The sequence below is a fragment of the Pseudoblastomonas aquimaris genome, assembly GCF_035481675.1.
Classification (GTDB): domain Bacteria; phylum Pseudomonadota; class Alphaproteobacteria; order Sphingomonadales; family Sphingomonadaceae; genus Alteriqipengyuania_B.
The window spans coordinates 214053-240852 of record NZ_JAYJJW010000001.1 but is presented as its reverse complement, the minus strand read 5'-3'; the positions used below and the strand labels follow the sequence as shown (position 1 = coordinate 240852).

The following is a 26800-nucleotide window of genomic DNA, read 5'->3' as shown; positions in this document are numbered from 1 at the left end:
GATAGGGAGTACGGTTGAACGATGGCTTAATCCTGCCGCCGCGCGCCCATTCGGCGGCAAAACTGGCGCAGAACTGGCGCAAAACTGGCAAGGCGCTTGCCGCATCGCTATCTGGTTTTCCGATGACCGACCAGACCCCTTTCCTCGACCGCGCGCACGCCATTCTGGGCGACAAGGGCCTGTCGCGCGATGCCGAGGCGATGGCACCGTGGCTGACCGATTGGCGCGGGCGTTACGAAGGGCGGGCCATGGCCCTCGCCTCGCCCGCCTTCACGACGGAGGTCGCCGCGTTGGTGAAGCTATGCGCCGAAACCGGTACGCCGATCGTGCCGCAGGGCGGCAACAGTGGCATGGTCGGCGGCGCAACGCCGGACGATAGCGGAACCGCGCTCCTCCTTTCCCTGCGACGGCTCGACACGCTGGAGATCGATAGCGCGGCCTCGCTCGCGCGCTGCGGTGCGGGCGTGGTGCTGCAAACACTGCACGAGGCGGCCGAGACTAAGGGCCTGAGGTTTCCCCTGTCGCTCGGCGGCAAGGGTTCGGCGACCGTCGGCGGGCTCGTCTCCACCAATGCGGGCGGAACGCAGGTCTTGCGCCACGGCGTGATGCGGGAACTTGTCGCCGGGCTCGAGGTGATCACGCCGGGCGGCGAAATCCTCGACCTTACCGCCCCGCTCAAGAAGGATAACCGGGGCTTCGACCTCAAGCAGGTGTTCATCGGTTCCGAGGGCACGCTCGGCATCGTGACTGCCGCGGTCCTGAAGCTGGTCCCCGCGATTGCGGAACGGCGGGTTGTCTGGGCCGGCCTGCCCGACATCCACACCGCGCGCAGGCTGTTGCTGCATTGCCAAGGCCGCATGGGCGCAGCGCTCGAAGGGTTCGAAGTCGTGCCGGCCGACTGCCTCGACACGGTGGTCGATTACTTGCCCGATGCGCACCACCCGCTGGAAGGGCGGCACGCGTGGAACGCGCTGCTGGAATTCGATGCCGACGCGGATGGCGCGCCTGCCCTCGGCGATGCGGTCGAGGCTTGCCTCGCATCCGCGCTGGAAGCCGGGCTCGTCGAGGATGCGGTGATTGCCGCCAGCGAAACCCAGGCGGAGGCGCTTTGGGCCCTGCGCGAGAACATCGCGCCGGCGGAAAAGGCCCACCGCCCCGCCGTGCAGCACGACATCGCAGTCCCGCCCGAAGCGATGCCCGATACGCTCACGATGCTGGAAACGGTCATTCCGCAGCAATTTCCGGGCCACGACGTACGCGGTTTCGGCCATCTGGGCGACGGCAACATCCATCTCCACGTGCTTGCGCCCAAAGGCTCCGAACCCGCACGGTGGGAGCGTGAGCAGGGCAAGGCGATCAGCCGCTTCGTGTACGAAAAGATCGCAGCGGCCGGCGGTACGATCAGCGCAGAGCATGGCATCGGGCAGGACAAGCGCGACGTGCTCGCCGCGACCCGCGCCCCGGCCGAAATCGCGGTGATGCAGGCGATCAAGGACGCGCTCGATCCCGCCGGGCTCCTCAATCCCGGCAAGCTGGTGCCCGCTCGCCTTGCGAAAGGCGAGCGAACCCCTTAAAGCGCGCCGCGATGCGAAGCGGGCCGCCCGGCCCCCTTCCGCCGACACAGACGAATCCAGACTTTCGGAGAAAATCCATGGCCAGCGCGCCGCAAAGCCAATTGCCCCTGTTCTACCAGGACCTGATGCCCCTCAACACCCGCGACCACGCGGGCTGGAACGCCAAGCAGACCGAGCATGCGACCTGGCTCGTCAACCAGCACGCCGTTCCGGTCACCGCCGACGAATTGGCACAGGTGCAGCGCCACTACCCGGTCATTTTCTCGTCGGGCGACCAGCCGGTGCCGCTGGCGCTGATGGGTCTCAACGAAGGCGTCAACACGTTCGTTAACGACGATGGCAAGTTCATCGAAGACGATCTCTACATCCCGGCCTACATCCGCCGCTATCCCTTCATGCTGGCACGCCTCAAGGAAGGCAGCGACGAGATGTCGCTGTGCTTCGACCCGACCAGCGGCCTCGTCGGCGAATTCGAAGAAGGCAAGGCGCTGTTCGACGGTGACAAGCCGTCCGAAGAAACCCAGCAGGTCATGCAGTTCTGCGAACGGTTCGAACAGGCAGGCCAGCGTACGCAGGCGATGATGCAGGAACTGAAGGACGCCGACATCCTGATGGACGGCGAAGTTTCGATCAACCAGGACAACCGTCCCGACGCCCAGCCGTATGTCTATCGCGGCTTCAAGATGGTCGACCAGGAAAAGCTGCAGAACCTGCCGACGGAAACGGTCGAGAAGTGGCACAAGAGCGGCCTTCTCGTGTTGATCCACGCGCACCTGATGTCGCTCGACATGATGCGGATCATCTTCGCGCGCCAGACCCGCCAGGGCAAGACGCCGAACGCGCCGCAGCCGGCCAACGGCGAACTGCAGGTCGACATCTAAAACTTCGGATTTCGCGCGCGCAGCCCGTCGCAAATGCGGCTCGCTTCAGCGCCAGTCCTTACTTGAAACCGACCGCCCCGGCACCCATCTTGGAGGTGTCCGGGGCGGTTCCCCCTCATAGCCGGTCCGGATTGGCGCATCGCGTGCGATGTGCCACCTCCCTGAACCTTGGCCACCTCGTACGATCTTGTGCGGGGTGGTCTTTTTATCGGGGCCTATTCGGCAGCTTCGGGAAGCGATGTTGCGGAGCCTAGCGCGGCGGTTTCCGCAGCCAGCCGCCGGATGACAAGCGCCAGCTTGGACGCCGTATCCTCCAGCCGCTCACCCGGTTCCGCAAGACGCATGTCGAGATAGGCGCGGCGGCATATCTCGAACTGCATCGCATGGCGTCCGCGCGCGGGCCGGCCGTGCCGATCAAGCACGTAGCCGCCCGCATAGGGGCGGTTATGCGCGGCGCGCAGGCCCAGGCGATCGGCTTCGGCAAAGGCCGCCGCGACCAGTCCGCCGTCGCAGCTCGCCCCGAAACGGTCGCCGATCACGAGCTCAGCCCCCGGTGCCTCGCCTTGCCGCCCGAGCGGCGGCATCGAGTGGAAATCGACCAGCAGCGCAGCGCCCCAGCGGCTGTGGAGGGAGCGCAGCGCACCGTCGAGCGCGTCGTGATAGGGCGCGTGGACGGAGCCGATCCGCTGGTCGAGCGCGGCCACGGGCAGCGGCGTGCGCCAGATTTCGCCCATCCCGGCCAGCCGGCGCGGGACCAGTCCCAAGCCGCTGCGCGCGCGCCGGGCGATCCGTCCCCTGCCGCGCCCCTGACCCTGACCGCCGCCTTCCAGCATGGTCCAGTCGACTTCTTCGGGTGCGCGGTTGAGGTCGATCATCGCGCGCGGGGCGTGTGCCTGCAGCAGCGCCGCGCCCGTCGCCTCGGCCACCTTGCGGGCGAGTATGTCGACATAGCGGTCTTCCAGCCGCAAGGCCGCCAGCGCAGGATCGCGCATCTTTCCGATGAGTTCGGGCGGATAGGCGCGGCCCGCATGCGGCACCGCGATCAGCACCGGGACTGCGGCAGGCTCCGGCTCGCTCAGGTGCCAGGCGGCGGCGCCGGCCAGCCCCGGCACGCTGCCCCCGCGGGAATCGCGCCGCGCGCCACCGGCCTTTCTGCTGCCTCCATCCATGGCACCATGCTGGACCCTGCGGCGGTGTGTGTCAAAGCAGATCACGTTACAGATCTTCATCGAAATCTTAACGGCTTGGGCGTAGGGATTCGCCTCCCGCAAACGCATGACGAAGGATAGAGCGCAGCGATGATCCGCATACTCCTGGCCGAAGACGAAGAAGCGATGCGGGGCTACCTGCAGCGTGCGCTGGAGAATGCGGGGTACGATGTCGTCGCGGTCGACCGGGGCACGGCGGCCGTGCCGCACCTCGAGACCGAAACCTTCGACCTGCTGCTGTCCGACATCGTGATGCCGGAAATGGACGGGATCGAGCTGGCACAGAAATGCGCCGAGATCAGCCCGGATACGAAGGTGATGTTCATCACCGGATTCGCCGCCGTCAGCATGAAGGCGAGCCAGGAACAGCCGCAGGCCAAGGTCCTGTCGAAGCCCTTCCACCTGCGCGACTTGGTGCTGGAAGTGGAGCGGATGTTCGAGCCCGACAAGTCGGCGCGGCTCTAGGTAAGTTCCGGGCCAACTTACCACTTGCGCAGCCATGGCGCGCCCGCTAGATGGCGCGCCTGCCGGCGCTTCGGCGCAGGCGAAATCCGAACGGTGCGGGCGTATAGCTCAGTGGTAGAGCACTGTATTGACATTGCAGGGGTCGGAAGTTCAACTCTTCCTACGCCCACCATTCGGGTCCAATCGAACAGGCGTCGCGTTTGCGGCGCCTTTTTGTTTGTCGCGCACCGGTTTAGACCCCATGTGGGGCCTGCATGACCGAACACGCGCTTTCCGGCGAACCCCGCATCACCGCCATCGCCACCGCCGTCCCCGCGCAGGACGTGGCGGAAACCTATCGCCGCTGGGCGCGCCGCCAGATTCCCGGCGAGCGCGAAGGGGCGATCTTCGAACGCATGGCCGAACGCAGCGGCATCACGCATCGCTGGTCGATCTTCGACGAGGCGGATGCCAGGCTGGAGCCGGGCAGTTTCTACGCCCGCGAAAAACCACCCGGCACGGCCGAGCGGATGGAGCTTTACGCGCGGTCCGCGCCCGAGCTGGCCCTGTCAGCGATCCGCAAGCTGCCCGACCTGTCGGGCGTCACCCATCTGGTGGTCGCCAGCTGCACCGGCTTCGTCGCGCCCGGCATCGACCAGATCATCGCCCGCGAGCTCGATCTCGGCCGCGATGTAGAGCGCACGCTGATCGGTTTCATGGGCTGCTATGCCGGGGCCATCGCCCTACGCACCGCGCGCCACCTCGCCCGTTCCGACGACGAAGCACGGGTGCTGGTCGTGACGGTGGAGATCGCCAGCGTCCACTTGCAGCCCGTCGCGGAGATCGAGCCGCTGCTCGCCATGATGCAATTCGCCGACGGGGCGGCCGCCGCCATCGTCGAGAACCGGGGCGACGGCCTTGCGCTGGGCGAAAGCATCGCGCTCGCGCTCGACGACAGCGCCGGGCTCATCACCTGGAACATCGTCGATACCGGTTTCGCCATGCACCTGTCGGGCGAAGTGCCCGGCCGCCTTGCCGACGCGCTCGAAAGTGCCGAGGTGCGCGAGGCGATCAGCGGCGGCCGCGACCTTGCCGCCATCGACGGATGGGCGGTCCACGCCGGCGGGCGCTCCATCCTCGATGCGGTGACGCGCGGGCTATCGCTGCCGGACGATGCGCTGGACGCATCGCGCGACGTGCTGCGTGAGAACGGCAATATGTCATCCTCCACCCTCCTGTTCGCCATGGCCACGATGATGCAGCGCCGGCCGCAACGCGGGGTCGCGCTCGCCTTCGGGCCGGGGCTGGCGATGGAAGGGTTCCATTTCGGCTGGGTCGATGCTGGCTGAACGGCGCATCACCGAGGAACTGATGGACGATCCGGCGCTGCCGGAGGCGACCTACCACGCGGTGCTGGAAGATCTCGCCAGGGTGAACCGTGTCACCATGGCGCATCGCCCCACCCTCGGCTTCCTCGACCGCGCGTTGGGTCATCGCAAGCGTTTCTCGCTCCTCGACGTCGGCTTCGGCGATGGCGACATGCTGCGCGCCATCGCGCGCTGGGCGGACAGGCGCGGTATCGAAGCCGATCTTGTCGGCGTCGACCTCAACCCGCGCAGCGTCGCTGCGGCGAAGGCTGCGACGCCGGACGATCTCGCGATCGACTACCGCACCGGCGACTATGCCGACGACATGGGTCGCGACTGGGATTTCGTCGTCTCCAGCCTCGTCGCGCATCACATGACGCACGAGCAGCTGGTCGCCTTCCTGCGCTTCATGGACCGCGAGGCGCGTGGCGGGTGGTTCATAAACGACCTCCACCGCCACGGCTTCGCCTACGCCGGCTATCCAGTGCTCGCACGGTTGTTCGGCTGGCACGAAATCGTGCGCAAGGACGGCCACACCTCCATCGCCCGCTCCTATCGCCCCGAAGAATGGCCCCCGATCCTGGCCGAAGCCGGGATCGACGGTGCGTCGGTCGAGCGTCATTTCCCGTTCCGCCTGTGCGTCGCGAAGATCCGCTGATCCTGGGCGCGGGGCCGGCGGGCTGCGCTGCCGCGATCGTGCTGGCCAGGGGCGGCGCGGAGCCGGTCCTTCTCGACCGGAATGCCGAGGCGGGCGACGCGCTGTGCGGCGGCTTCCTCAGCTGGCGGACGAGCGCGCGGCTCGCACGGCTCGGTATTGATATCGCCGCGCTTGGCGGCCATCCTGCGCGCACCCTCGCCCTCTTCGCGGGGCAGGACAGCGCCCGTGCCCCCCTGCCCGGCGTGGCCTACGGCCTGTCGCGCCATACTCTCGACACCGCCATGCGCGAAGCTGCGGTAGCCGCCGGGGCGAAGCTGGAAATCGATACCGTACGCGAGGTGGAAGGCCGCACCGTCACCACGAAAAGTCGGGAGTGGCTGCCGGACACACTGTTCCTCGCCAGCGGCAAGCACGATGTGCGCGGCGCCGCCCGGCCGCGCAGCAAGGATAATCCCGCGCTCGGCCTGCGGATCCGCATCCCCGCTTCGCCCGCCCTCGCCGAAACGGTGGGCGATGCCATCGAACTGCACCTGTTCGAACAAGGCTATGCCGGAATCGTCCTGCAGGAAGACGGCAGCGCCAATATCTGCCTCGCGCTGCGCAAGGAACGGCTGGCGCAGGCGGATGCTGATCCACACGAACTGCTCGCCCAGGTCGCGGCGCGGCACCCGGCCTTTGCCCTGCGGTTGCAGGGCGACTGGCGCACACTTCCCGTCGATACGGTCGGCAGCGTGCCCTATGGCTGGATCGCGCAAGACACCGCCGAGGGCGTCTTTCGGCTGGGCGACCAGGCGGCGGTTATCCCCTCGCTCGCAGGGGAAGGCATGGCGATTGCGGTCGCAAGCGGCGTGTCGGCCGCAGAGACGTGGCTTCGCGGCGGAGCGGGCGCGGCGCGCAGCTGGCAGAGCGGTTTCGCCCGCCGCGCTGCACGTCCGGTCAAGGCGGCCAAGGCGGCCTGGACGCTTGCCGAGCATCCCGCCCTCGCCCGGCTCGCCCTGCCGCTGGCGCGCATCGTGCCGTCGCTCCTGCGGCCCGCAATGCGAATGACCCGCATCGACTGACCGACCCCGGCATCGGCGCTCGCCTTGCGTGCGCGGCCCGCTCTGCTATGGCGCGCGGCAACCGAAGACTTCGAAAGACAAAGCAGGACCGACATGGCAAAAATCCAGGTTAAGAACCCGATCGTCGAACTCGATGGCGACGAAATGACCCGCATCATCTGGCAGTGGATCCGCGAACGCCTGATCCTGCCCTATCTCGATGTCGACCTGAAGTATTACGACCTGTCGATCCAGAAGCGCGACGAGACGGACGACCAGATCACCGTCGATGCTGCCAACGCCATCAAGGAACACGGCGTCGGCGTGAAATGCGCCACGATCACGCCGGACGAGCAGCGGGTCGAGGAATTCGATCTCAAGAAAATGTGGGTCTCGCCCAACGGCACGATCCGCAACATCCTGGGCGGGGTGGTCTTCCGCGAGCCGATCGTGATCGACAACGTGCCGCGCCTCGTCCCCGGCTGGACCGATCCCATCGTCGTCGGCCGCCACGCCTTCGGTGACCAGTACCGCGCCAAGGACACGCTGATCCCGGGCGCCGGCAAGCTGCGCCTCGTCTTCGAAGGCGAAGATGGCGAGAAAATCGACCTCGACGTCTATGAATTCCAGTCCAGCGGCGTCGCCATGGCGATGTACAACCTCGACGATTCGATCCGCGACTTCGCGCGCGCTTCGATGAATTACGGCCTTGATCGCGGCTGGCCGGTGTATCTCAGCACCAAGAACACCATCCTCAAGAAGTACGATGGCCGCTTCAAGGACCTGTTCCAGGAAGTGTTCGACAATGAATTCAAGGACAAGTTCGCCGAAGCCGGCATCACTTACGAACACCGCCTGATCGACGACATGGTCGCATCCGCCCTCAAGTGGAACGGCAAGTTCGTGTGGGCCTGCAAGAATTACGATGGCGACGTGCAGTCCGACACTGTGGCGCAGGGCTTCGGCAGCCTCGGCCTGATGACCTCCGTGCTGATGACGCCCGACGGCAAGACCGTGGAAGCGGAAGCCGCGCACGGCACTGTCACCCGCCACTATCGCCAGCACCAGGAAGGCAAGGCGACGAGCACCAACCCCATCGCCAGCATCTTCGCCTGGACGCGCGGCCTGATGTATCGCGGCAAGTTCGACGGCACGCCCGAAGTCGTGAAATTCGCCGAGACGCTGGAACAGGTCTGCATCAAGACCGTGGAAGACGGGGACATGACGAAGGACCTCGCCCTCCTGATCGGCCCCGGCCAAAACTGGCTGACCACCGAGCAGTTCTTCGAAAAGATCGTCGAGAACCTCGAAAAGGAAATGGCGGCCTGATCGCGTACCCGGCGGCAGGTTCCGCATGACTCAGGCAAGACTGGAAGTCCGGCAGGCTAAGCTGGGCGATGTTCGCGCGATCGCGGACCTCGTCCGGCGCGCTTACGAGGAACTGCCCGCCTACACCCACGGCGAAATCCGCGGGCAGATCAACAACTATGCCGAAGGCTGCTTCGTCGCCAAATTGGACGGTAAGCTGGTGGGCTATTGCGCCACGATGCGGATCGGCGGCGACGTGGCCCTGAAACCGCACACCTGGGACGAGATCACCGGCAATGGCTTCGGCAGCCGGCACAACCCGACCGGCGAGTGGCTCTACGGCTACGAGATGTGCGTCGATCCCAAGACGCGCGGCACCCGCATCGGGCGGCGCCTGTACGAGGAACGCCGCGCGCTGGCAGAGCGGCTGGAGCTGAACGGGATCGTCTTTGGCGGCCGCATGCCCGGCCTCTCCAAGGCGATGCGGCGCAAGACCAACCGGGCCGAAACGCCGGAGGAATATCTCCAGCTGGTGGTCGACAACAAGATCCACGATCCCGTGTTGCGCTTCCAGCTGGCCAACGGGTTCGAGCCGGTCGGGGTGCTTTCGAGCTACCTGCCGGAGGACAAGCAGTCCAAGGCGTTCGCCGTCCACATGGTCTGGCGCAATCCCTATGTCGATGCCGACCAGCCCAAGACCCACCGTCTTCCACGCGATGTGGAGGCGGTGCGGATCGCCACCTGCCAGCTGCAGGCGCGCGCCGTGGCGGACTACGACGAATTCATGCGCAACGTGGAATATTTCGTCGACGTTGCAGCGGATTACGAGGCGGACTTTATAGTCTTTCCCGAACTCTTCACGCTGATGCTGCTGAGTTTCGAGGAGAGCGAGCTCTCCCCGCTCGAGGCGATCGAGAAGCTGTCCGGCTACACGCCGCGCATCCGCAAGGCGCTGAGCGAGATGGCGCTCAAGTACAACATCAACATCATCGGCGGCAGCCATCCCACGCGGATGGAGGACGGCGACATCCACAACGTCGCCATGGTGTGTCTGCGCGACGGATCGATCCACGAGCAGGAGAAGATCCACCCCACGCCGAACGAGGCCTATTGGTGGAACATCAAGGGCGGCGACAGTATCGATGCGATCCCCACCGACTGCGGACCCATCGGCGTGCTCATCTGCTACGACAGCGAATTTCCCGAGCTCGCACGCCGCCTGGCCGACGAGGGCGCGCGAATCATCTTCGTCCCCTTCTGCACCGACAGCCGGCAGGGCTATCTTCGCGTGCGCTATTGCGGGCAGGCCCGGGCGATCGAGAACCAGTGCTACGTTGTCCTCAGCGGCAATGTCGGCAACCTGCCGAACGTCGCGAACATGGATATCCAGTATGCGCAAAGCTGCATCCTGACGCCGTGCGACTTCCCTTTCGCACGCGACGGGATCGCCGCCGAATCGAGCGAGAACGTGGAAACGCTGACCATCAGCGACGTGAACCTGGCGGACCTCAGCTGGGCGCGTGCGGAAGGCACGGTGCGCAACCTCAACGACCGCCGGTTCGACCTCTACCAGATCGAATGGGACAAGCGTGTCGGCAAGCGCGATTTGGACAAGTCGATGCCCGAGCTTGACGGCCCCGCCCCGCGCGGTCCGCACACGCCCGGCGGCGGCTGAGCATTAGCAGGTGATTTCACCCGCCGCCCCGGTATAGGGTGGGCCCATGGCGGGCGAACTCGAAATCTCTCCGGTACTTTCGGACACGCTGGTGATTCTCGGCGCGGCGGGGATCGTCATCCCCGTTTTCGCCCGGTTCCGCGTCACGCCCATCATCGGCTTCATCCTGATCGGCCTGCTGGTCGGGCCCTATGGCCTCGGCAAATACGTGTTCGAGTATCCGTGGCTCACATGGATCACGATAACCGATCCCGAAAGGCTGGAGCCCTTTGCGGAATTCGGCATCATCCTCCTGCTCTTCGCAATCGGGCTCGAACTGTCGTTCAACCGCTTGTGGCAATTGCGACGAATGGTCTTCGGCCTCGGCGCGATGGAGCTGATTTTCAGCGCCCTGTTCCTCATGCTGATCCTCTCCACAATGGGCCAGTACTGGACCGGGGCGCTGGCGCTGGGCCTTGCGCTGGCCCTGTCCAGCACCGCGCTGTGCCTGCCCATCGCGGGCACATCGACTCCCGTCGGCCGCGCCGCGCTGTCGATGCTATTGTTCGAGGATATCGCGATCGTCCCGATCATCTTCCTCCTCGGCGCGATGGCGCCCTTTGCGGAAACGGAAGGGCTGGAAGGGTTTACTGAGACGCTGCTGATCGGCGGCGGCGTGGTCCTAGGCATGCTGGTAATCGGGCGTTTCGCCCTGCCGGTGTTGTTCGCCCAGGCCGCGCGCACCAAGAGCCCCGAACTGTTCCTCGCGGCCAGCCTGCTGGTGGTTATCGGCGCGAGCCTGGCGACGGCGGCGGTCGGCCTTTCCCCCATCGTCGGCGCGCTGCTTGCCGGCCTGCTGATCGCGGAGACCGAATATCACACCGAGGTCGAAGGCATCATCGAGCCGTTCAAGGGCCTAGCGCTCGGCATCTTCCTCATCACTGTGGGCATGGGCATCGACATCACCACTATTGCCGACAACGCAGTGCCGATCGCCATCGCGGTCGTCGGCGTGCTGTCCCTCAAGGCCTTCGTCACCGGCATCCTGCTGCGGATGATGGGCGCGCGGCGCAGCACCGCGACCGAAACCGGCATCCTGATGTCGAGCCCTTCGGAAACCACGCTGATCGTGCTCTCTGCCGCCACCAGCGCCATGCTGATCCAGCCGGGCACCGCGCAGTTCTGGCAGATCGTCACCGCCATCGGCCTCACCATCACGCCGCTGCTCGCCATGTTCGGGCGCAAGATCGCGGTGCGGGTCGAGCGGCGACCGATGCTGGAAGAGGTGGTGGACGACCCGGACGAGCCCACCACGATCATCGTCGGCAGCGGGCGCGTGGGCCAGTTGATCGCGGACATGCTCAAGGTCCACGGCAAGCCCTATGTCGCGATCGATTTCGATGCCGACCAGGTCACGCAGGCGCGCCAGAGCGGCTACCGCGCCGTGTTCGGCAACGCCTCGCGCGCCGATGTGCTGGACCGGCTGGGAGCGGATCGCGCCCCTGCCGTCATCCTGACGATGGATGAGCCGGTGCTGGCGCAGCGGCTGACGCGCAAGCTGCGCGCAACCTATCCCGACCTGCCGATCATCGCCCGCGCCCGGGATGCCGAGCACGCAGGCCAGCTTTACCGCAGCGGGGCGAGCCACGCGGTTCCCGAAACGCTGGAAAGCTCGCTCCAGCTGTCCGAGGCCGTATTGGTGGACCTGGGCGTTGCGATGGGCCCCGTGATCGCCTCCATCCACGAAAAGCGCGACGAATTCCGCGCGGTCATCCAGGCCGGCGGCAAGCTCGACCGCAAGCCGAAGCTGCGCACCAGCAGCGCGGAATAGGGGACCTTTTTCGTTTCCGGCCCGTTGATTGGGGCAGAAGGAGACGAAACATGAGCAAGCAGGAAGACCCGACCAAGCCGGTCTCGAATTCGGAAAAATTCGCGCCCAAGAACGTGCAGGACGAATACCGCCAGGGCGGCCCCGACAACAGCACCGGCGTCGACGCCTCGCGCGGGGCGGAACACCACCTTCAGCGCAAGAGCATGAACCGCACCTAAGCGGATTCGATAGCAATCAGGCGGGCCGCGCTTCCAGCGCGGCCCGTACTGCGTTCAGGGCCTCTTCTGCCTTGGCTCCGTCGGGGCCGCCGCCCTGGGCCATGTCGGCACGGCCTCCGCCGCCTTTCCCGCCCAGCGCCTCGACCCCGGAGCGAACCAGTTTCACGGCGTCGAAACGGTCGGTGAGGTCGTCGGTGACAGCCACGGCAAAGGCCGCGCGCCCTTCGTTCACCGCAGCGATTGCCGCGATCCCCGAACCGATGCGCTTCTTCGCCTCGTCCAGCAGGCCGCGCAGGTCCTTGGGGTTCAATCCTTCCAGAACCTGGCCGGTAAAGGTCACGCCGCCGATCTCCTCGTCTGCGGGACCGGTGTTCGCGCCGCCGCCGCCCAGCGCCAGCTGCTTGCGTGCCTCGGCCAGTTCGCGTTCCAGCTGGCGGCGTTCGTCGACCAGCGCTTTCACACGGGCCTCGACTTCGTCGGGGCTCGTCTTGAGAGTGCCCGCCACGTCCTTCAGCGTTTCCTCGCGCGCGACCAGCCAGCGCCGCGCGGCATCGCCCGTCAGCGCCTCGATCCTGCGCACGCCCGAGCTGACCGCGCTTTCGGATACGATGCGGAACAGGGCGATGTCGCCCGTCGCGCGGACGTGGGTGCCGCCGCATAGCTCGACGGAGTAATTGCGCCCGTCCCCACCGGGCCTGCCCATCGAGAGGACGCGCACTTCATCGCCATACTTCTCGCCGAACAGCGCAAGTGCGCCGGCGTTGACCGCATCGTCCGGGCTCATCAGCCGCGTCGAGACGGTCTCGTTGGCGCGGATCTGCTCGTTGACGTCCGCCTCGATGGCAGCGATGTCCTCGGCCGACAGCGGCTTGGGGTGCGAAAAGTCGAACCGCAGGCGTTCGGCCGCGACCAGCGAACCCTTCTGCGTCACGTGCTCGCCGAGCCTATGGCGGAGCGCCGCATGCACCAGGTGCGTGGCGGAATGGTTGGCGCGGATGGCGTCGCGCCGCTCGACATCCACGTCCATGTGCACCGTGTCGCCGACCTTGACCGTTCCCGCCTCTACCGTGGCATGATGCGCGTGCAGCCGGCCCAGCGGCTTGCCCGTGTCGGTCACCGCAATGCGAAGGCCATCGGCCTGCGAGATCGTGCCGGCGTCCCCCGTCTGGCCCCCGCTCTCGCCGTAGAACGGCGTCTGGTTGGTCAGCAGGACGATGTCCTCGCCCGCGTCCGCCTGTTCCACTTCGCTGCCGTCCCTGACGATCGCGACCACCCGGCCTTCGCCGCTGGTCGCGGTGTAGCCGGTGAACTCGGTCCCGCCTTCGCGCTCGGCGATGTCGAACCACAATTCGTCGTCGCCGGCCTGCCCGCTGCCTTTCCACGCGGCGCGCGCAGCGGCCTTCTGCTGCGCCATCGCGGCATCGAAGCCGTCGCGGTCGACGCCGATACCGCGTGCCCGCAGTGCATCTTCGGTGAGGTCATAGGGAAAGCCGTAGGTGTCGTAGAGCTTGAAAGCGGTTTCGCCAGGCAGCTCGTCGCCTTCGCCCATCGCGCCGGTCGCTTCGGCAAGCAGGCCCAGCCCCTTGTCCAGCGTGCGGCGGAACTGCGTTTCCTCGCGCTCCAGCGTTTCCTCGATCAGCGCCTGGCCGCGCTGCAATTCCGGAAACGCCTGCCCCATTTCGCTGACCAGCGTGGGCACGAGCCGGTGCATCAGCGGCTGGTCGGCGCCGAGCAAGTGCGCATGGCGCATCGCGCGGCGCATGATGCGGCGGAGGACATAGCCGCGGCCTTCATTGGAGGGCAGCACACCGTCGGCAATCAGGAAGCCGGTCGAGCGCAAATGGTCCGCGATGACGCGATGGCTTGCCGTACGCTCACCTTCCGCCTTCCCCCCGGTCAGCTCCTCGCTCGCGGAGATAAGGTCGCGGAACAGGTCGATGTCGTAATTGTCGTGCACGCCCTGCATCACCGCGGCGATGCGTTCGAGGCCCATGCCGGTATCGATGCTGGGCTTGGGCAGCGGGGTGCGCGTGCCGTCCGCCGCCTGGTCAAACTGCATGAAGACGAGGTTCCAGATCTCGATGAAGCGGTCGCCATCCTCGTCCGGGCTGCCGGGAGGACCGCCGGGGATATGATCGCCGTGATCGTAGAAGATCTCGCTGCACGGGCCGCACGGGCCGGTGTCGCCCATCGACCAGAAGTTGTCGGCGGTAGCGATGCGGATGATGCGGTCTTCCGGCAGTCCGGAAATCTTGCGCCACAGGTCGAACGCCTCGTCGTCGTTGTGATAGATCGTGGCGGTCAGGCGTCCGGCGTCGAGGCCCCACTCTTTCGTCAGCAGCGTCCAGGCCGCAAGGATCGCCTCTTCCTTGAAATAGTCGCCGAAGCTGAAATTGCCGAGCATCTCGAAGAATGTGTGATGCCGCGCAGTGTAGCCGACATTGTCGAGATCGTTATGCTTGCCCCCGGCGCGAACGCACTTCTGGCTGCTGGTCGCCGTCGGCGCGGGCGGGGTTTCAAGGCCGGTGAAGATGTTCTTGAACGGCACCATACCGGCGTTGACGAACATCAGCGTCGGATCGTTGTACGGCACCAGCGGCGCAGACGGCACCTTGCGATGGCCGCGGCCGGCGAAATAGTCGAGGAAGCTCGCACGAATGTCGTTGGTCGATTGCATGGCTGGCGAATTAGGTCATCGATGCCGCAGCGACAAGGCGAATGATGCACGCGGCGAAGCGATTTCGCGGCGCTGTGGCGCCCGGGTCAGAGCGGTTTGCGGGCCGTGACGATCCACGCGGCCGCGCCCATCGCGACCAGCCCGTCGACCTCGTGGTAGCGCAGCATCTGCTCCAGCCGTGCAACGGCATCGCTGTGCTCTGCGCCCGACAGTTCGGCAATGGCGCCGGCCGCCGGGCCGATGCGCAGGAAATAGGCGCGCGCTTCCTCGACCGGATTTTCGCCCGATCCCGCGACCATGGCGTAGTCGAACGGCTCGAATTGCGGTTCGCTCCATCCTGCCTCCAGCAGCATACGCTCCACCTCCTCGCGGTTGCCGAAAGCGAAGGGGCCGGGCTCGCGGATGGAGGCCGGGCCGGGCTCGTTGCCGACCAGCCGGTCGAGCTCGGTCGCCCAGTGGTTTTCGCTGCGCGCGCGGAAGCAGGTGAAGACCAGCGCAGCCCCGGGCGCCGCGTGGTTCAGCAGGTGGTTGAACGCCCGTGTCGGATTGGCGAAGAACATCACCCCGTGCCGCGAGACCAAGAGGTCGGGCGTCATCGTCGGGTCTTCCCAGCGCGCCGCGTCCATGGCGCTGAATGACAGGTTGGCGTAACGCTCACCGCGGGACTGCGCGACCTCGATCAGGTCCTCTGACAGGTCAATGCCCTGGATACGGGCGTGACCGTGGCTCCTGGCGAGCGCGACCGAAACCTCGCCAGCACCGCAACCCACGTCGAGCACGTTCATGAAATTGAGCGCGCGGGTGTAGTGGAGCAGCCGCTCGGTCAGCGTGCCGAAGCTGCGGTCGGTGCGCTGCCAATGCTCCGCCCAGCTGCGCCCCACCCGGCCGCGCCAGTCCGCCCCCGCGGTCATCGCTTGTCACCCCGTGCCATGCAGTGACTACCAGCCGAAATAGGCCCCGCCGCGTTCGCGCGCGCGCTGCCAGGCCGGGCGGGCGTGGACACGTTCCACATAGGCGGCAAGGTTGGGATGCTTTTCTGCGTAGCCCTGCATCACGGCGATTTCGGCGGGGAAGCTCATCATGACGTCGGCGGCAGTCCAGTCGTCACCGACGAAATGGTCGCGGTCGCCGAGGCGTTCGGCCATGTAGGCGATGTGGGCGCCTAGCTGCTGTTCGATGCGCGGCATGGCGGGAGCTGCCCCTTGGCCCAGGCGCCCGGCCATGATCTTGAGCATGACGGGCACGAAGAAGGAGCTTTCGCCGAACTGCAGCCATTCCAGGCACGATACGTGGTCGTCCGAAGCGGGATCGGGGAGCCAGCTTTCGCCGCCGTGGCGTTCGCACAGGTACTGGATGATCGCGCCGCTTTCGGTGACGGTGCGGCCGTCGTCCTCGATGACCGGCGACTTGCCAAGCGGCGTTGCCGCAGCGAGTTCGGGCGGGGCCAGATTGGTCGTCGCGTCGCGCTGGTAATGCGCGATGTCGTATTCCGCGCCCAGTTCCTCGAGCAGCCACAGAATGCGCTGCGAGCGGCTGTTGTTCAGGTGATGGACCAGTATCGGCAAAATATTCCCTCCCGTTGCGCACCCTCTATGGCAGTATTTGACAATTATCAAAGGGCCGAGGCTGGCACGATGTGCGCGGAAGGAATAACATCGCGCCGCACCGCCAAACGAAAAGCCGGCGCGGCGAAAGATCGCGCGCGCCGGCTTCCCGTTTATCCGGAGCCATCGGTAAAAGAGAGGGTCGGCTCCGCTTGAAGAGAGCGAGCTCAGTCCTCCGCGTCAGGACCGGTCATCATCTCTTCGGCGACCTCGTCGGTCTTACCGCGGATGGCGGCTTCCAACTTGTCGCGAACTTCGGGGTTTTCGTCGAGATAGGTCTTCGAATTCTCGCGCCCCTGGCCGATGCGGACGCTGTCGTAGCTGAACCAGCTGCCCGACTTTTCGACGATGCCGGCCTTCACGCCGAGATCGAGGATTTCGCCGGTCTTCGAGATACCCTTGCCGTACATGATGTCGAATTCGACCTGCTTGAACGGCGGAGCCACCTTGTTCTTGACCACTTTCACACGGGTCGAATTGCCGATGATCTCGTCGCGGTCCTTGATCTGGCCGGTGCGGCGGATGTCGAGGCGGACGGACGCGTAGAACTTCAGCGCGTTGCCGCCGGTCGTGGTTTCCGGGTTGCCGTACATCACGCCGATCTTCATGCGCAGCTGGTTGATGAAGATCACCATGCACTTGCTGCGGTTGATCGATCCGGTCAGCTTGCGCAGCGATTGCGACATCAGGCGCGCCTGCAGGCCGACGTGGCTGTCGCCCATCTCGCCTTCGATTTCCGCCCGCGGGACCAGCGCGGCGACTGAGTCCACCACGAGCACGTCGATCGCGTTCGAACGCACCAGCGTGTCGGTGATTTCCAGCGCCTGCTCGCCCGTGTCGGGCTGCGAGACGATCAGTTCGTCGATGTCGACGCCCAGCTTCTTGGCATAGACGGGGTCGAGCGCGTGTTCCGCATCCACGAAAGCCGCCGTGCCGCCGGCCTTCTGCGCTTCGGCGATGACATGCAGCGCCAGCGTGGTCTTGCCGGAGCTTTCCGGCCCGTAGACCTCGATCACGCGGCCTTTCGGCAGGCCGCCGATGCCAAGCGCAATATCGAGGCCGAGCGAACCGGTCGAAATCGATTCGACGTTCATCGCTTCCTTGGAGCCCAGCTTCATCGCCGAGCCCTTGCCGAATGCGCGGTCTATCTGTGCGAGTGCGGCATCGAGTGCCTTCTGACGGTCCACGTTGGTTTCCTTACCTTCCACAAGCTTGAGATTGGCAGCCATGACATCGCCTCCGTCAGTTGCCTACCCCCTGTGGCAGGCCTTCAACATATGAGCGATGTATTCGCTTTGTTCCAAAAGAACAAGAGTGGAACGAAAATATTTGTAGGAAGTATCCTACCGACCCGAGCGGTCGCGCACGCGCCAGTCGTAGCGGCGGGTGGCGTTGGCGGGCACCGTCACCTCCGCGACACGGTAGCCGTCCTTCACGAAGTCCGTCCCGTCCGGCCAGCGCACCTGCAGGTCCGGCGTGTCGGCGAGGCGGATGCGGATACGCACGGGATGGGGATTGGCGTTCGCAATTTCCCCGCGCATCCGTGTCCACTTGCCCGGCCTATCGTAGGGAACATCGTCGCCGCGATAGCCGCATGTGCCCTGGACCTGCGCGCTTTCACCCAGTTCCAGTTCGATATCCTGCCCGCGCGCGAAGTCGCGCAGGTCCAGCTGGGCGACCAGCTGCGGTCCGAAGTCCGATGGTTCGAACAGGCTCAGCTCTCCCATCGGAAGCGCCTGGCCGAGACCGTTCTCGAGGTCGTTCTTGCCTTTCAGCAACATGCCAAGCGGGTCGTAATCGCCCTCGTCCGTATCGTCGTCGAAATCGTCGTTCGGCCTGCAATCGGCGAGATAGAGCAGCGATGCGGCGACCGCGTCCTGCTGCAGGAAGGCGACCTGCTTGATCCCGCTGGCCGCCACATTGACCGGCACCGGAACGCGAAACAGCTTGAGGTCGCCCAGCTCCTCTTCCTGCGCGACGACCGACAATCCCACGGTCGCATCTTCGAACGAACGCTTCATTGACGAACCGGTCACGATAATCGAATCAGCTTCGAAAGCGGCGGCCACGACAGGCGGTGGCGGTGGCGGTGGTGGCGGCACCGCTAGGGCAACTGGCCCGTAATACGGAACAGGCGATCCGCGCGCCGTGCTGCCGATGGGATAGCATTCCAGCCGCAGCGGGCGGCTCTGCGGCGGCTGCGACATCCGGCGGAAATCGCTCGTCACGCTGAGCCCGCCGGCGACGACCAGCATCTCCGCGTCGGGAAAGCTCTGCCCGTTGGTGTTGAGCACCGTCAGCCACGAAACCAGTCGCATCCTCTCGTCCGTGGCGCTGAGCGTACCGACGTAGTGCGCCTGCCAGTCGAAGCCGCTGGACAAGTAGCTGAGCTGCACGGTGTAAATGCCGCCGGTCTCGCTGAACGTGTCGACCGAATAGACCGGCTGGGCGGACAGGCCGTCGGGCACGCGGTTGAACGTCAGCCGCTCCGGCACGCCGGAACAGCGCACGGCGGTGAAGCCTTCCTCCGTTTCCAGCACCAGCCCGCCGTCCGCGCGGGTACGCACAGTGGCAGGCTCGCTCACCGCTTCGCCGGTGGCGGGATTTGTGCGGGTGATGGTGACCTGGTTGCCGAGCGTGCCGTCGACCAGCGCGGCGGGGCTGAGCAGGTCGGCGTTGCGGTTCTTCTCGATCGTGCCGCCCGGCAACCCGGTAACGATGGCGCTTACCGCCACCATGCCTTCCGCCACGCCTTCGAAGCGGATCGTGGAGCGCCCGGCAGGCAGGGTGACGGTGCGCGTTTCGCTGATCATGCCGAAGCCGCGCGGGAAGCGGGCGTTCATCTGCCCGCCCTCGCCCCGATACGGATCGCGGTAGATCGTCACGGCAACACCCTGCGGCGGGGATGCCTCGACGATTATCCTCTCCTCCACCGCCTCCTGCGCGGCGGTCGGAAGCGCGGCGAGCATGGTTGCTGCGAGGAAGAGCGCTACGGGGCGCATCGTCCCGCCCCTCAGTAACGGGTCTGGAAAGTCGCGCGCACCACCCGCTCGCCATTGGCGGGCACGGTCACCTGCCACACGCGGCGCTCGGCATTGGCCTGCTCGCCCGGCACGTCCTCGCTGACCAGCCGCCAGTCGCGCCAGAAGTTTCCGCCGCCCAGCCCGTCCTGCACCAGCTGCACCGTCACCGGCTCGCTCCGCGCGTTGGTGAGGGTGTAGCGCATGGTCGTCTGCCAGTATTCGATCGGCATTTCGACATCGACGCGTTCGAATTCCTCGCCGTCGCGAAAGACCTTGTACTGGGCAGCGCGGCGCCATTCCCCGCTGTCGATCTTCTCGCGGTCTTCCACCTCGGCCTGGACATAGACATCGAAGGCGGTGCCGGTGTCGAGCTGCAGCAGGCTGCCCATCGGCGTGTGGCCGATGTCGTTTTCGCCGATGAACTGCGGGTTGCCCTGGCTGTCGCGCTGGTAGAAACGGATCGTGCCCGCCGGCAGCGCGTCGCCCAGCCCGCCATCGCGCGAGGTGTTGAACTGGATGCGGCTGTCGACTGGCTGCGGCTGGCGGTCGGTATCCAGCCAGCCGACCATCCGCGCGTATTGCTTGTTGGCAGGGATTGCCGTCGCGTCGAGGAAGCCGACCTGCTTGGTCTGGGCGTTGGCGATCGTGGTCCGCTCGGCCAGCGGGTATAAGTAGAAATCGCCCAGCCGCTCCCGCTCCGCGGTCTGCGTGCCGGGGCGGACCATGCCGGGATTGCCGCTGCGCCGCGATCCGCGGTTGTTCGGGTTGCCGGCCACCAGCAGCGTGTCGGCGGAATGGAAGGTGGTGCCAGTGGTGTTGGTAAGCGTGACCCAGCCCTGCATGTCGATCGTACCGCGCTGGTCGTCGAACAGGGCGACATAGTCCGCGCTCCAGCCGAGGCCGGGGGTGAGATACCGTATGGCCGCGGGGCGGCGTCCGGCGCGGGCGCTTTCGACCGTGACCGAAAGGGTCGGCCGCGCACGCAAATTGGGCGGCACCTCGTCGAAGACGACGCGGGTGGGCAGGCCATCGTCGCGCAGCACCTCGATCCGGTCGCCGATGCGGACCACCACGCCACCTGCGCTTGACAGGACCTCCGCCCGCTCGCGCGTTTCGGCGCCGGTTGCGGGATTGGTGCGCACCAGCGTCACCGTCTGGCCGATGGCTTTCTCCATCAGCTTGGTCGGGGTGAGGAGGTCGAAATCGAAGTTTTGCTCCACGATGCCGGCGCCGTCGGCCACGAAGCTCAATGTTTCAGGGCGGATGCGGGCAGACACGTCGGGAAAGGCGATGGTGCTGCGGCCCGAAGCGATGTCGAGGCTGCGCAGGTCCTGCACCACGGCGAGGTCGCCGTTGTAGATGGTGACGGACACGTCGCCCTGTGCGGTCGAGTCGGGATCCTGCGCCGCCGCGCCTGCCGATACCAGCGCCAGCGCGCCAAGACCCGATTTCACCAGCTTGCGGAATTTCATCGCGGCCCTCCCCAAATACCAGGACGGGCCTAACCAACCGCTATTGCGGAAACATGTCCAGTCATTTGCGCTTGAGGACGGCCGCCACCTTGTCGGCGATGGCGGAGACGCTGAAAGGCTTGGCGATGAAGTGCATGTCGGCAATGTCGATGTCGGCGCGCAGCTGTTCCTCTGCATAGCCCGACATGAACAGGACCGGCATGTCCGGCCACTGCTTGCGGATTTCGCGGGCCATCGCCGGGCCGTCCATGCCCGGCATGACGACATCGGTGACGACGAGGTCGAAAGCGGGGTTTTCCGCCATCGCTTCCAGTCCCATGTCGCCGTCGCTTGCCAGCACGACTTCATAGCCCTGTCGTTCGAGCGCGCGGCTGGCGACGGCGCGGACCATGTCCTCGTCCTCCACCAGCAGGATGCGGCCGCCGCCGGTGAATTCGCTCGCCTCGTCCTCTACCTCGACCGGGGCAAGGTTGTCCGGCTTGGGCGCTTCTGCAGCGCCGTGGTGGACGGGGAAATAAAGCGTGAAGCGCGCTCCTGCGGGCGAGCCTTCCTTCGCCCGCACGTTGCTGGCGAAGATGAAGCCACCCGATTGCTTGACGATGCCGTAGACGGTGGAGAGGCCGAGGCCGGTTCCCTTGCCCTGCTCCTTCGTCGTGAAGAACGGTTCGAAAATCTTGCCGAGCACATCCTTCGGAATGCCGCCGCCCGTGTCCTCCACGATCAGCGAGGTGTAGTCGGCGGTGGGGATGATCTCGCTCTTCATCCGGCGGATTTCGCTCGCCGGCACCTTGCGGGTGGCGAGCGTCAGCCGGCCCGACCCGCCGTTTTCCAGCATCGCATCGCGGCCGTTGACGGCGAGGTTGACGATGACCTGCTCCAGCTGCTGCGGATCGGCGCGAATGGCGCCGAGGTCGCGGTCGTGGTGGACGCGGAACTTGATCTTGTCGCCCATCAGCCGCTTCAGCAGCTGGCTGACCTCGCTCACCACGTCGGGCAGCTGGAGCACTTCGGGCCGCAGCGTCTGCTGGCGGCTGAAGGCGAGCAGCTGGCGCGTCAGGCTGGCGGCGCGGTTGGAATTGGCGCGGATCTGCTGGATGTCGTCATAATCGCTGTCGCCCGGCGTGTGGCGCAGCAGCATGAGGTCGCAATAGCCGATAATGGCGGTGAGCACGTTGTTGAAATCATGCGCGACGCCCCCTGCCAGCTGGCCGACGGCCTGCATCTTGGTTGCCTGCATCACCTGGCGGCGCAGGCGCGTTTCCTCGGTGGAGTCGGCCAGGCTGAGCAGCACCGCCGCCTCCCCCATGCCGCGCACCCCGGCAAGGCCGATGCTGACCGGCTCGTCGGGCTCGTCCTTCAGGCGGATCGCCATGTCGCCGTTGCTGGCGCTGCCTTGCGCGAAGCGGCGCACCGCATCGGCGAGCGCGGGCTTGTCTTCCCGCACCACGAGGTCGGAAGGGTACGGCGGCAGCGACGCGTCGCCCAGGCGGATCGCCCGGCGGAAGGCGGGGTTGGCGAATAGGAACCGCCCGTCGCGGTTCGCCATGGCGAGACCGAGCGGCAGCGCCTCCAGCAAATTCTGCAATTGCGGTGCGCCGCCGGCGACGTCCGCATTGGCCGACGCGCCGAGCCCGACGCCGGCATCCACCAGCAGCATCAACGACTGCGCAGCCGCGCTATCGCTGCCCGGTTCCGCCAGCGGCACCTGCAGCAGGACCTGCGGCGCACCGCGCTTCGCCTCGCGCGCGAAATAGATGCGCTCGCGGGCGTCGGTACGCAGGTGGGCGGCGTAATCCTCGCCCGCCATGGTGGCCGCCTCGTCGCCCACGGCGCGGCGGGCAAAGCCCCGCGCGGCGGCCTTGATGCGCCCTTCCGGCCCGACCAGTGCCGCTTCGATCCCCGCGGCCGAGAGCATCGCGCCGAGTTGGCCCGCGATCCGGCCCGCAAGATCGGCGGCCATGTCCGACTTTGTCAGCGGGGAGAACCACCAGACGAGGTGATCGTCCGCCCGGCCTGCGCGTTTCAGTTCGACGGCAAAGACTTCCCCGCCGCGTTCGATCCGCCCAGCGGCATGACCGTCACGCCAGGCGAGGCGCTGGAGCCGCGCAATCTCGCCGGCAGCGCCTGCCGGAAGGGCCAGCGCGGCGGGGCCGGTGGAGGCGGTGAACCAGTCGCGATAAGCCTCGTTGGCGCAGGCGAGCCGGTTGGCGCGGTCGGTAATCGCGACGGCGCAGTCGGGCCGGTCGAGCGCGGCGACCGTGACAGACCAGTCGGGCGCGGCAAAGCTTTCCGCCGCCACCGGTGCGCGCCGCGACAGGGCCGCCATGGCGCCCAGCCCCAGCACCGTCGCCCCGCCCAGATAGGCGATTGCGACCACCGGCGAGCGCGTCGCCAGCCACAGCAGCGCCGCCGTCAGCACGACCGCCGTTGCAAGGGCGATATGGAGGACGCGCGGCTTCTGCGTTGTCAGGTCGATCAGGGCGGCGCTGTTCATCCCTTCTGCGCCTCGAGCCGTTCTTCCATGCGCCGTTCCATCGCCCGCAAGCGCTTCGTGCGGCGGCGGCCCACTTTCCAGCGCCAGAACCACTTGGACAGGAAATAGCCGACGGCCGACGTCACGATGGCGAGGATGACGAAACCGAACACCGTCTCGCCCACAGCGGCGAACACGCCCTGGTAGCTGCGCCAGCCCTCGGTCTGCATCTGCTCCTGAATCACGCCGGATCCGACCGACCGGTCGATGCCCAGCATGAAGTCGCCGAGCCGGTTGGCCACCCACGCCCAGAACGGGAAGGTGAACGGGTTGGTGACGAACGTGACAAGCGCGGAGATCGGCACGTTGGCGCGCGCCGGCAGGGCGAGGAACGCGGCGAGGAAAATCTGGCCGATAGGAATGATGAAGCCGCAGAACAGGCCCAGCGCCACCCCTCGCGGCACGCTGCGGCGGGTGAAGCGCCACAGTTCCGGGCTCAAGAAACGGTGCGCGATGGGTTTGAGATACTTGTTCCGCGCCATCTCCTCGCGCGTCGGCATGCGGGCGCCGATCCACCGTGCGACTTTATCCTTGGAGCGTTTGCGGGTCATCGTGCTCAATCGCTTATGGGGTGCGGGCGGGTCCGTGCAAGGGCGATGACGGACAATTCTTGCGGCAGTGCGACACTAGGCGCGGCATGCGTGTCGGTACGCTGAATGACGGCGGCGGAACCCGTCGCGCGGGTCAGCCGCGTTCGCGCATAATCCGCGCCTTGTCCCGCTGCCAGTCGCGATCCTTGATGTAATCGCGCTTGTCCTTCGTCTGGCGCCCCTTGGCGAGCGCCAGTTCCACCTTCGCCCGGCCGCGCGCGTTGAAGTAGATCGACAACGGCACCAGCGTGAAGCCCTTGCGCTCCACCGCGCCGACCATCCGCTCGATCTCGCGCGCATGGAGCAGCAGCTTGCGCGGGCGGGTGGGCGTGTGGTTGTGGCGGTTCCCGTGGCTGAATTCCGGGATGTTGGCGTTGACCAGCCACGCTTCCCCGCCGCGCACCTCGGCATAGCTTTCGGCAATATTGCCTTCGCCTGCGCGCAGCGCCTTTACTTCGGTGCCCTGCAATTGCAGCCCGGCCTCGAACGTATCCTCGATCGCGTAGTCGAATTTCGCACGCCGGTTTTCGGCGACGATCTTCTGCTTGTCGAAAGTCTTGGGGGTCGGACGCGCCATAGGCCGCGCGACTTAGTGGCTCCGGCGGGCATCGGCAACCGCAACGACTTGCGACTGTCACAAATCTGCGCAATATTCGTCGCGGACGAAGGGGAGCATACCAGAATGAATCGTTTTATTTACGCCGCGCTTGGCGCGATGGCCGTTGCCGTATCCACGCCCGCGCTGGCGCAAGCGTTGCCGGACGCACCGCCGATTTCCGCCTATGGCGAGTTGCCCGCATTGCAGGACGCCGCGCTTTCGCCTTCGGGCCGGATCGCGATGCTGGCGACGGTGAACGGGGACCGCGTCGTGCTGATGCTGGATCCCGAATTGAAGCCGTTGAACATGCTCAAGGTGGGCGACATCAAGGTGCGCGGCATCGACTGGGCGGGCGACGACATGGTGCTCGTCACGCGCTCGGATACGCAGGAGTTGGGTGACCGCTACATCGCCAGCCAGGCCGAATTCGCCAATATCATGATCGTACCTGTCGATCCCGGCAAACCGGTCCGCACCGTGTTTGCGGACGAACGCGAGATCATGAATGCGGTGCAGGGGAACTATGGCGTGCGCCAGATCGGCGGCAAGTGGTACGGCTTCTACGGTGGTATGCCGATGGAGCGGAACCAGGGCGGGTCCTACTTCTATAATGGCGCACCGCGCACGCTTTACCGGGTCGATCTGGAGTCCGGATCGACCAAGCGGGTGGATGCCGGGCGTAGCCGCGGCGAAGGTCGCCGTTACCTTATCGACGGGCGCGGCGAGATTTCGGTCACGATGGATTACGAGTATGCCACGGACCGCTGGTCGTTGAAAACCGCCAACGGCACCGAGCTTGCGAGCGGCACGACGCCGGACGGAAGCGCCGGCCTGACTGCCTTCTCGCAGGACGGTAGCGGCGTGATCTATTACACCTTCATCGACGACGATGTCGAAACGATCAAATACTACGCGGTCCCGCTGACTGGCGGCACGCCGCAGGAAATGTTCGCGGGCGAGGATATCGAAGCCACTTACCGTAACCCGTGGGATGGCCGCATCGTCGGCTATCGGACCGAAAATAACGAGCGCAAGCCGGTGTTCTTCGACGAGGCCTGGGAGACCGAGGTCCGCAACATCTATCAGGGCTTCGACGCGCAGAACGGTTCGATCGCGCAATGGACGCCCGACCTGTCCAAGGTGCTCGTGACCACCGGCGGCAATGCCGATAGCGGGACGTGGTACCTGCTCGACACCGTCGCCAAGGGCGCGCAGGTCATCGGCCGCGAACGCCCGCAGATCGGCCCGCGCTTCGTCGGTGCGGTCTCGACGTACGAATACACCGCCGCGGACGGGCTGGAGCTGGAAGGCATCCTGACCCTGCCGCCGGGGATCGAGGCGAAGAACCTGCCTGTCGTCATGCTGCCGCACGGCGGCCCCGCCTCGCACGATTACGAGCAGTTCGATTGGTGGGCGCAGGCGCTGGCATCGCGCGGTTATGCCGTGTTCCAGCCCAACTTCCGCGGCTCGACCAATCGTGACAAGGCCTTCGTGGATGCCGGCAACGGCGAATGGGGCCGCAAGATGCAGACCGACATTACCGACGGCATGATGGCTCTTGCCGCAGACGGTATCGTCAATCCGGAACGCGCCTGCATCGTCGGCGCCAGTTACGGCGGCTACGCGGCGCTCGCCGGCGTAACGGTGGAACAGGGCGTCTATCGCTGCGCCGTGGCGGTTGCCGGGGTCAGCGACCTTGCCTCCATGGTCGACCAGGAACGCCGCGAGACCGGCAGCAAGGAACTGGTCGAATATTGGATCGAAAAGATGGGGCCGAAGGACGAGCTCGACTCGATCTCGCCTCGCAAGCTGGCCGCGCAGGCCGATGCGCCGATCATGCTGATCCACGGGCGCGACGATACGGTGGTGCCGTACCGCCAGAGCACGATCATGGCCGACGCGCTGCGCAGCGCGGGCAAGCCGTACGAGCTGGTCGAGCTGGACGGCGAGGACCATTGGCTCTCGCTGTCAGCCACGCGTCTCAAGATGCTGGAAGAAACGGTACGCTTCGTCGAAAAGCACAACCCGGCGGACTGATCGCCGAAGCGAGCCGGGTTGCCGAATGGCGGCGACCCGGCTTGTCGGCCTTTAGGGTCAGGACCCATTACTGGCGCGGAGCG

Annotated in this window: 21 protein-coding genes and 1 tRNA gene; 12 read left to right on the top strand and 10 right to left on the bottom strand. The window is 66.2% G+C overall.

Annotated features, from left to right (window positions below):
- Window positions 1-122: 122 nt before the first annotated feature.
- Both VCJ71_RS01190 and VCJ71_RS01185 read left to right on the top strand, forming a co-directional pair.
- Window positions 123-1574 carry an FAD-binding oxidoreductase gene (locus VCJ71_RS01190; protein ID WP_324638499.1) on the top strand — a complete coding sequence of 484 codons (1452 nt, stop codon included), beginning with the start codon at window positions 123-125 and terminating at the stop codon, window positions 1572-1574.
- A gap of 77 nt (window positions 1575-1651) precedes the next feature.
- Entirely contained in the window at window positions 1652-2455 is an 804-nt protein-coding gene (locus VCJ71_RS01185) for a SapC family protein (protein ID WP_324638498.1), read from the top strand.
- Between the two features lie 215 nt (window positions 2456-2670).
- Here the strand turns inward: VCJ71_RS01185 and VCJ71_RS01180 are convergent, their stop codons facing one another.
- The gene (locus tag VCJ71_RS01180) at window positions 2671-3624 is read right to left on the bottom strand and encodes an N-formylglutamate amidohydrolase (RefSeq protein ID WP_324638497.1); all 954 of its coding nucleotides are present in this window, start codon (window positions 3622-3624) and stop codon (window positions 2671-2673) included.
- 129 nt (window positions 3625-3753) lie between these two features.
- Between VCJ71_RS01180 and cpdR the strand changes: the two genes are divergently transcribed.
- The 9 genes from cpdR (at window position 3754) to VCJ71_RS01135 (ending at window position 12183) form a co-directional block, all read left to right on the top strand.
- A complete protein-coding gene (gene cpdR, locus VCJ71_RS01175) occupies window positions 3754-4128 on the top strand; it encodes a cell cycle two-component system response regulator CpdR (RefSeq protein WP_290134857.1) in 375 nt (124 codons plus the stop codon).
- A gap of 97 nt (window positions 4129-4225) precedes the next feature.
- Window positions 4226-4300, top strand: a tRNA-Val gene (locus VCJ71_RS01170).
- 82 nt (window positions 4301-4382) lie between these two features.
- Window positions 4383-5456 carry a type III polyketide synthase gene (locus tag VCJ71_RS01165; RefSeq protein ID WP_324638496.1) on the top strand — a complete coding sequence of 358 codons (1074 nt, stop codon included), beginning with the start codon at window positions 4383-4385 and terminating at the stop codon, window positions 5454-5456.
- Window positions 5446-6132 carry a methyltransferase domain-containing protein gene (locus VCJ71_RS01160; RefSeq protein ID WP_324638495.1) on the top strand — a complete coding sequence of 229 codons (687 nt, stop codon included), beginning with the start codon at window positions 5446-5448 and terminating at the stop codon, window positions 6130-6132. Before VCJ71_RS01165 ends, VCJ71_RS01160 begins: the two co-directional genes overlap by 11 nt.
- Window positions 6111-7193 carry an NAD(P)/FAD-dependent oxidoreductase gene (locus tag VCJ71_RS01155; protein WP_324638494.1) on the top strand — a complete coding sequence of 361 codons (1083 nt, stop codon included), beginning with the start codon at window positions 6111-6113 and terminating at the stop codon, window positions 7191-7193. The genes VCJ71_RS01160 and VCJ71_RS01155 overlap by 22 nt, the downstream gene beginning before the upstream one ends.
- Window positions 7194-7286: 93 nt before the next feature.
- Window positions 7287-8501: an NADP-dependent isocitrate dehydrogenase gene (locus VCJ71_RS01150; RefSeq protein WP_324638493.1), complete on the top strand. Its 1215-nt coding sequence runs from the start codon at window positions 7287-7289 to the stop codon at window positions 8499-8501.
- Window positions 8502-8526: 25 nt separating this feature from the next.
- The gene (locus tag VCJ71_RS01145) at window positions 8527-10155 is read left to right on the top strand and encodes a carbon-nitrogen hydrolase family protein (RefSeq protein WP_324638492.1); all 1629 of its coding nucleotides are present in this window, start codon (window positions 8527-8529) and stop codon (window positions 10153-10155) included.
- Between the two features lie 46 nt (window positions 10156-10201).
- Complete coding sequence (locus VCJ71_RS01140) at window positions 10202-11965, top strand: cation:proton antiporter domain-containing protein (RefSeq protein WP_324638490.1); 1764 nt, start codon at window positions 10202-10204, stop codon at window positions 11963-11965.
- A gap of 50 nt (window positions 11966-12015) precedes the next feature.
- Window positions 12016-12183 carry a hypothetical protein gene (locus tag VCJ71_RS01135; RefSeq protein ID WP_290134850.1) on the top strand — a complete coding sequence of 56 codons (168 nt, stop codon included), beginning with the start codon at window positions 12016-12018 and terminating at the stop codon, window positions 12181-12183.
- A 16-nt stretch (window positions 12184-12199) separates the two neighbouring features.
- Here the strand turns inward: VCJ71_RS01135 and alaS are convergent, their stop codons facing one another.
- The 9 genes from alaS to smpB form a co-directional block, all read right to left on the bottom strand.
- Window positions 12200-14860, bottom strand: a complete 2661-nt coding sequence (gene alaS / locus VCJ71_RS01130; RefSeq protein ID WP_324638489.1) for an alanine--tRNA ligase — start codon at window positions 14858-14860, stop codon at window positions 12200-12202.
- Between the two features lie 86 nt (window positions 14861-14946).
- Window positions 14947-15771 (bottom strand): class I SAM-dependent methyltransferase, encoded by an 825-nt coding sequence (locus VCJ71_RS01125; protein ID WP_324638488.1) that lies wholly within the window; start codon window positions 15769-15771, stop codon window positions 14947-14949.
- 27 nt (window positions 15772-15798) lie between these two features.
- Complete coding sequence (locus VCJ71_RS01120; RefSeq protein ID WP_324638487.1) at window positions 15799-16425, bottom strand: glutathione S-transferase family protein; 627 nt, start codon at window positions 16423-16425, stop codon at window positions 15799-15801.
- 206 nt (window positions 16426-16631) lie between these two features.
- On the bottom strand, window positions 16632-17693 hold the full coding sequence (recA, locus tag VCJ71_RS01115) for a recombinase RecA (RefSeq protein WP_324638486.1): 1062 nt from the start codon (window positions 17691-17693) through the stop codon (window positions 16632-16634).
- 114 nt (window positions 17694-17807) lie between these two features.
- On the bottom strand, window positions 17808-19466 hold the full coding sequence (locus tag VCJ71_RS01110; protein WP_324638485.1) for a DUF4139 domain-containing protein: 1659 nt from the start codon (window positions 19464-19466) through the stop codon (window positions 17808-17810).
- An 11-nt stretch (window positions 19467-19477) separates the two neighbouring features.
- Window positions 19478-20959 carry a DUF4139 domain-containing protein gene (locus VCJ71_RS01105; protein WP_324638484.1) on the bottom strand — a complete coding sequence of 494 codons (1482 nt, stop codon included), beginning with the start codon at window positions 20957-20959 and terminating at the stop codon, window positions 19478-19480.
- A 61-nt stretch (window positions 20960-21020) separates the two neighbouring features.
- A complete protein-coding gene (locus tag VCJ71_RS01100; RefSeq protein WP_324638483.1) occupies window positions 21021-23453 on the bottom strand; it encodes a hybrid sensor histidine kinase/response regulator in 2433 nt (810 codons plus the stop codon).
- On the bottom strand, window positions 23450-24043 hold the full coding sequence (locus VCJ71_RS01095) for a DUF2062 domain-containing protein (RefSeq protein WP_324638482.1): 594 nt from the start codon (window positions 24041-24043) through the stop codon (window positions 23450-23452). Before VCJ71_RS01095 ends, VCJ71_RS01100 begins: the two co-directional genes overlap by 4 nt.
- A 133-nt stretch (window positions 24044-24176) precedes the next feature.
- Window positions 24177-24659 carry an SsrA-binding protein SmpB gene (smpB, locus tag VCJ71_RS01090; protein WP_324638481.1) on the bottom strand — a complete coding sequence of 161 codons (483 nt, stop codon included), beginning with the start codon at window positions 24657-24659 and terminating at the stop codon, window positions 24177-24179.
- Window positions 24660-24764: 105 nt separating this feature from the next.
- On the opposite strand from smpB, the gene VCJ71_RS01085 reads away from it, so the two are divergent.
- The gene (locus VCJ71_RS01085) at window positions 24765-26717 is read left to right on the top strand and encodes an alpha/beta hydrolase family protein (protein WP_324638480.1); all 1953 of its coding nucleotides are present in this window, start codon (window positions 24765-24767) and stop codon (window positions 26715-26717) included.
- Window positions 26718-26800 lie beyond the last annotated feature (83 nt).

Coding starts and splice junctions, on each gene's coding strand:
- VCJ71_RS01190 (WP_324638499.1), top strand. CDS start 123: ATGACCGACCAGACCCCTTTCCTCGACCGCGCGCACGCCATTCTGGGC.
- VCJ71_RS01185 (WP_324638498.1), top strand. CDS start 1,652: ATGGCCAGCGCGCCGCAAAGCCAATTGCCCCTGTTCTACCAGGACCTG.
- VCJ71_RS01180 (WP_324638497.1), bottom strand. CDS start 3,624: ATGGATGGAGGCAGCAGAAAGGCCGGTGGCGCGCGGCGCGATTCCCGC.
- cpdR (WP_290134857.1), top strand. CDS start 3,754: ATGATCCGCATACTCCTGGCCGAAGACGAAGAAGCGATGCGGGGCTAC.
- VCJ71_RS01165 (WP_324638496.1), top strand. CDS start 4,383: ATGACCGAACACGCGCTTTCCGGCGAACCCCGCATCACCGCCATCGCC.
- VCJ71_RS01160 (WP_324638495.1), top strand. CDS start 5,446: ATGCTGGCTGAACGGCGCATCACCGAGGAACTGATGGACGATCCGGCG.
- VCJ71_RS01150 (WP_324638493.1), top strand. CDS start 7,287: ATGGCAAAAATCCAGGTTAAGAACCCGATCGTCGAACTCGATGGCGAC.
- VCJ71_RS01145 (WP_324638492.1), top strand. CDS start 8,527: ATGACTCAGGCAAGACTGGAAGTCCGGCAGGCTAAGCTGGGCGATGTT.
- VCJ71_RS01140 (WP_324638490.1), top strand. CDS start 10,202: ATGGCGGGCGAACTCGAAATCTCTCCGGTACTTTCGGACACGCTGGTG.
- VCJ71_RS01135 (WP_290134850.1), top strand. CDS start 12,016: ATGAGCAAGCAGGAAGACCCGACCAAGCCGGTCTCGAATTCGGAAAAA.
- alaS (WP_324638489.1), bottom strand. CDS start 14,860: ATGCAATCGACCAACGACATTCGTGCGAGCTTCCTCGACTATTTCGCC.
- VCJ71_RS01125 (WP_324638488.1), bottom strand. CDS start 15,771: ATGACCGCGGGGGCGGACTGGCGCGGCCGGGTGGGGCGCAGCTGGGCG.
- recA (WP_324638486.1), bottom strand. CDS start 17,693: ATGGCTGCCAATCTCAAGCTTGTGGAAGGTAAGGAAACCAACGTGGAC.
- VCJ71_RS01110 (WP_324638485.1), bottom strand. CDS start 19,466: ATGCGCCCCGTAGCGCTCTTCCTCGCAGCAACCATGCTCGCCGCGCTT.
- VCJ71_RS01105 (WP_324638484.1), bottom strand. CDS start 20,959: ATGAAATTCCGCAAGCTGGTGAAATCGGGTCTTGGCGCGCTGGCGCTG.
- VCJ71_RS01100 (WP_324638483.1), bottom strand. CDS start 23,453: ATGAACAGCGCCGCCCTGATCGACCTGACAACGCAGAAGCCGCGCGTC.
- VCJ71_RS01095 (WP_324638482.1), bottom strand. CDS start 24,043: ATGACCCGCAAACGCTCCAAGGATAAAGTCGCACGGTGGATCGGCGCC.
- smpB (WP_324638481.1), bottom strand. CDS start 24,659: ATGGCGCGTCCGACCCCCAAGACTTTCGACAAGCAGAAGATCGTCGCC.
- VCJ71_RS01085 (WP_324638480.1), top strand. CDS start 24,765: ATGAATCGTTTTATTTACGCCGCGCTTGGCGCGATGGCCGTTGCCGTA.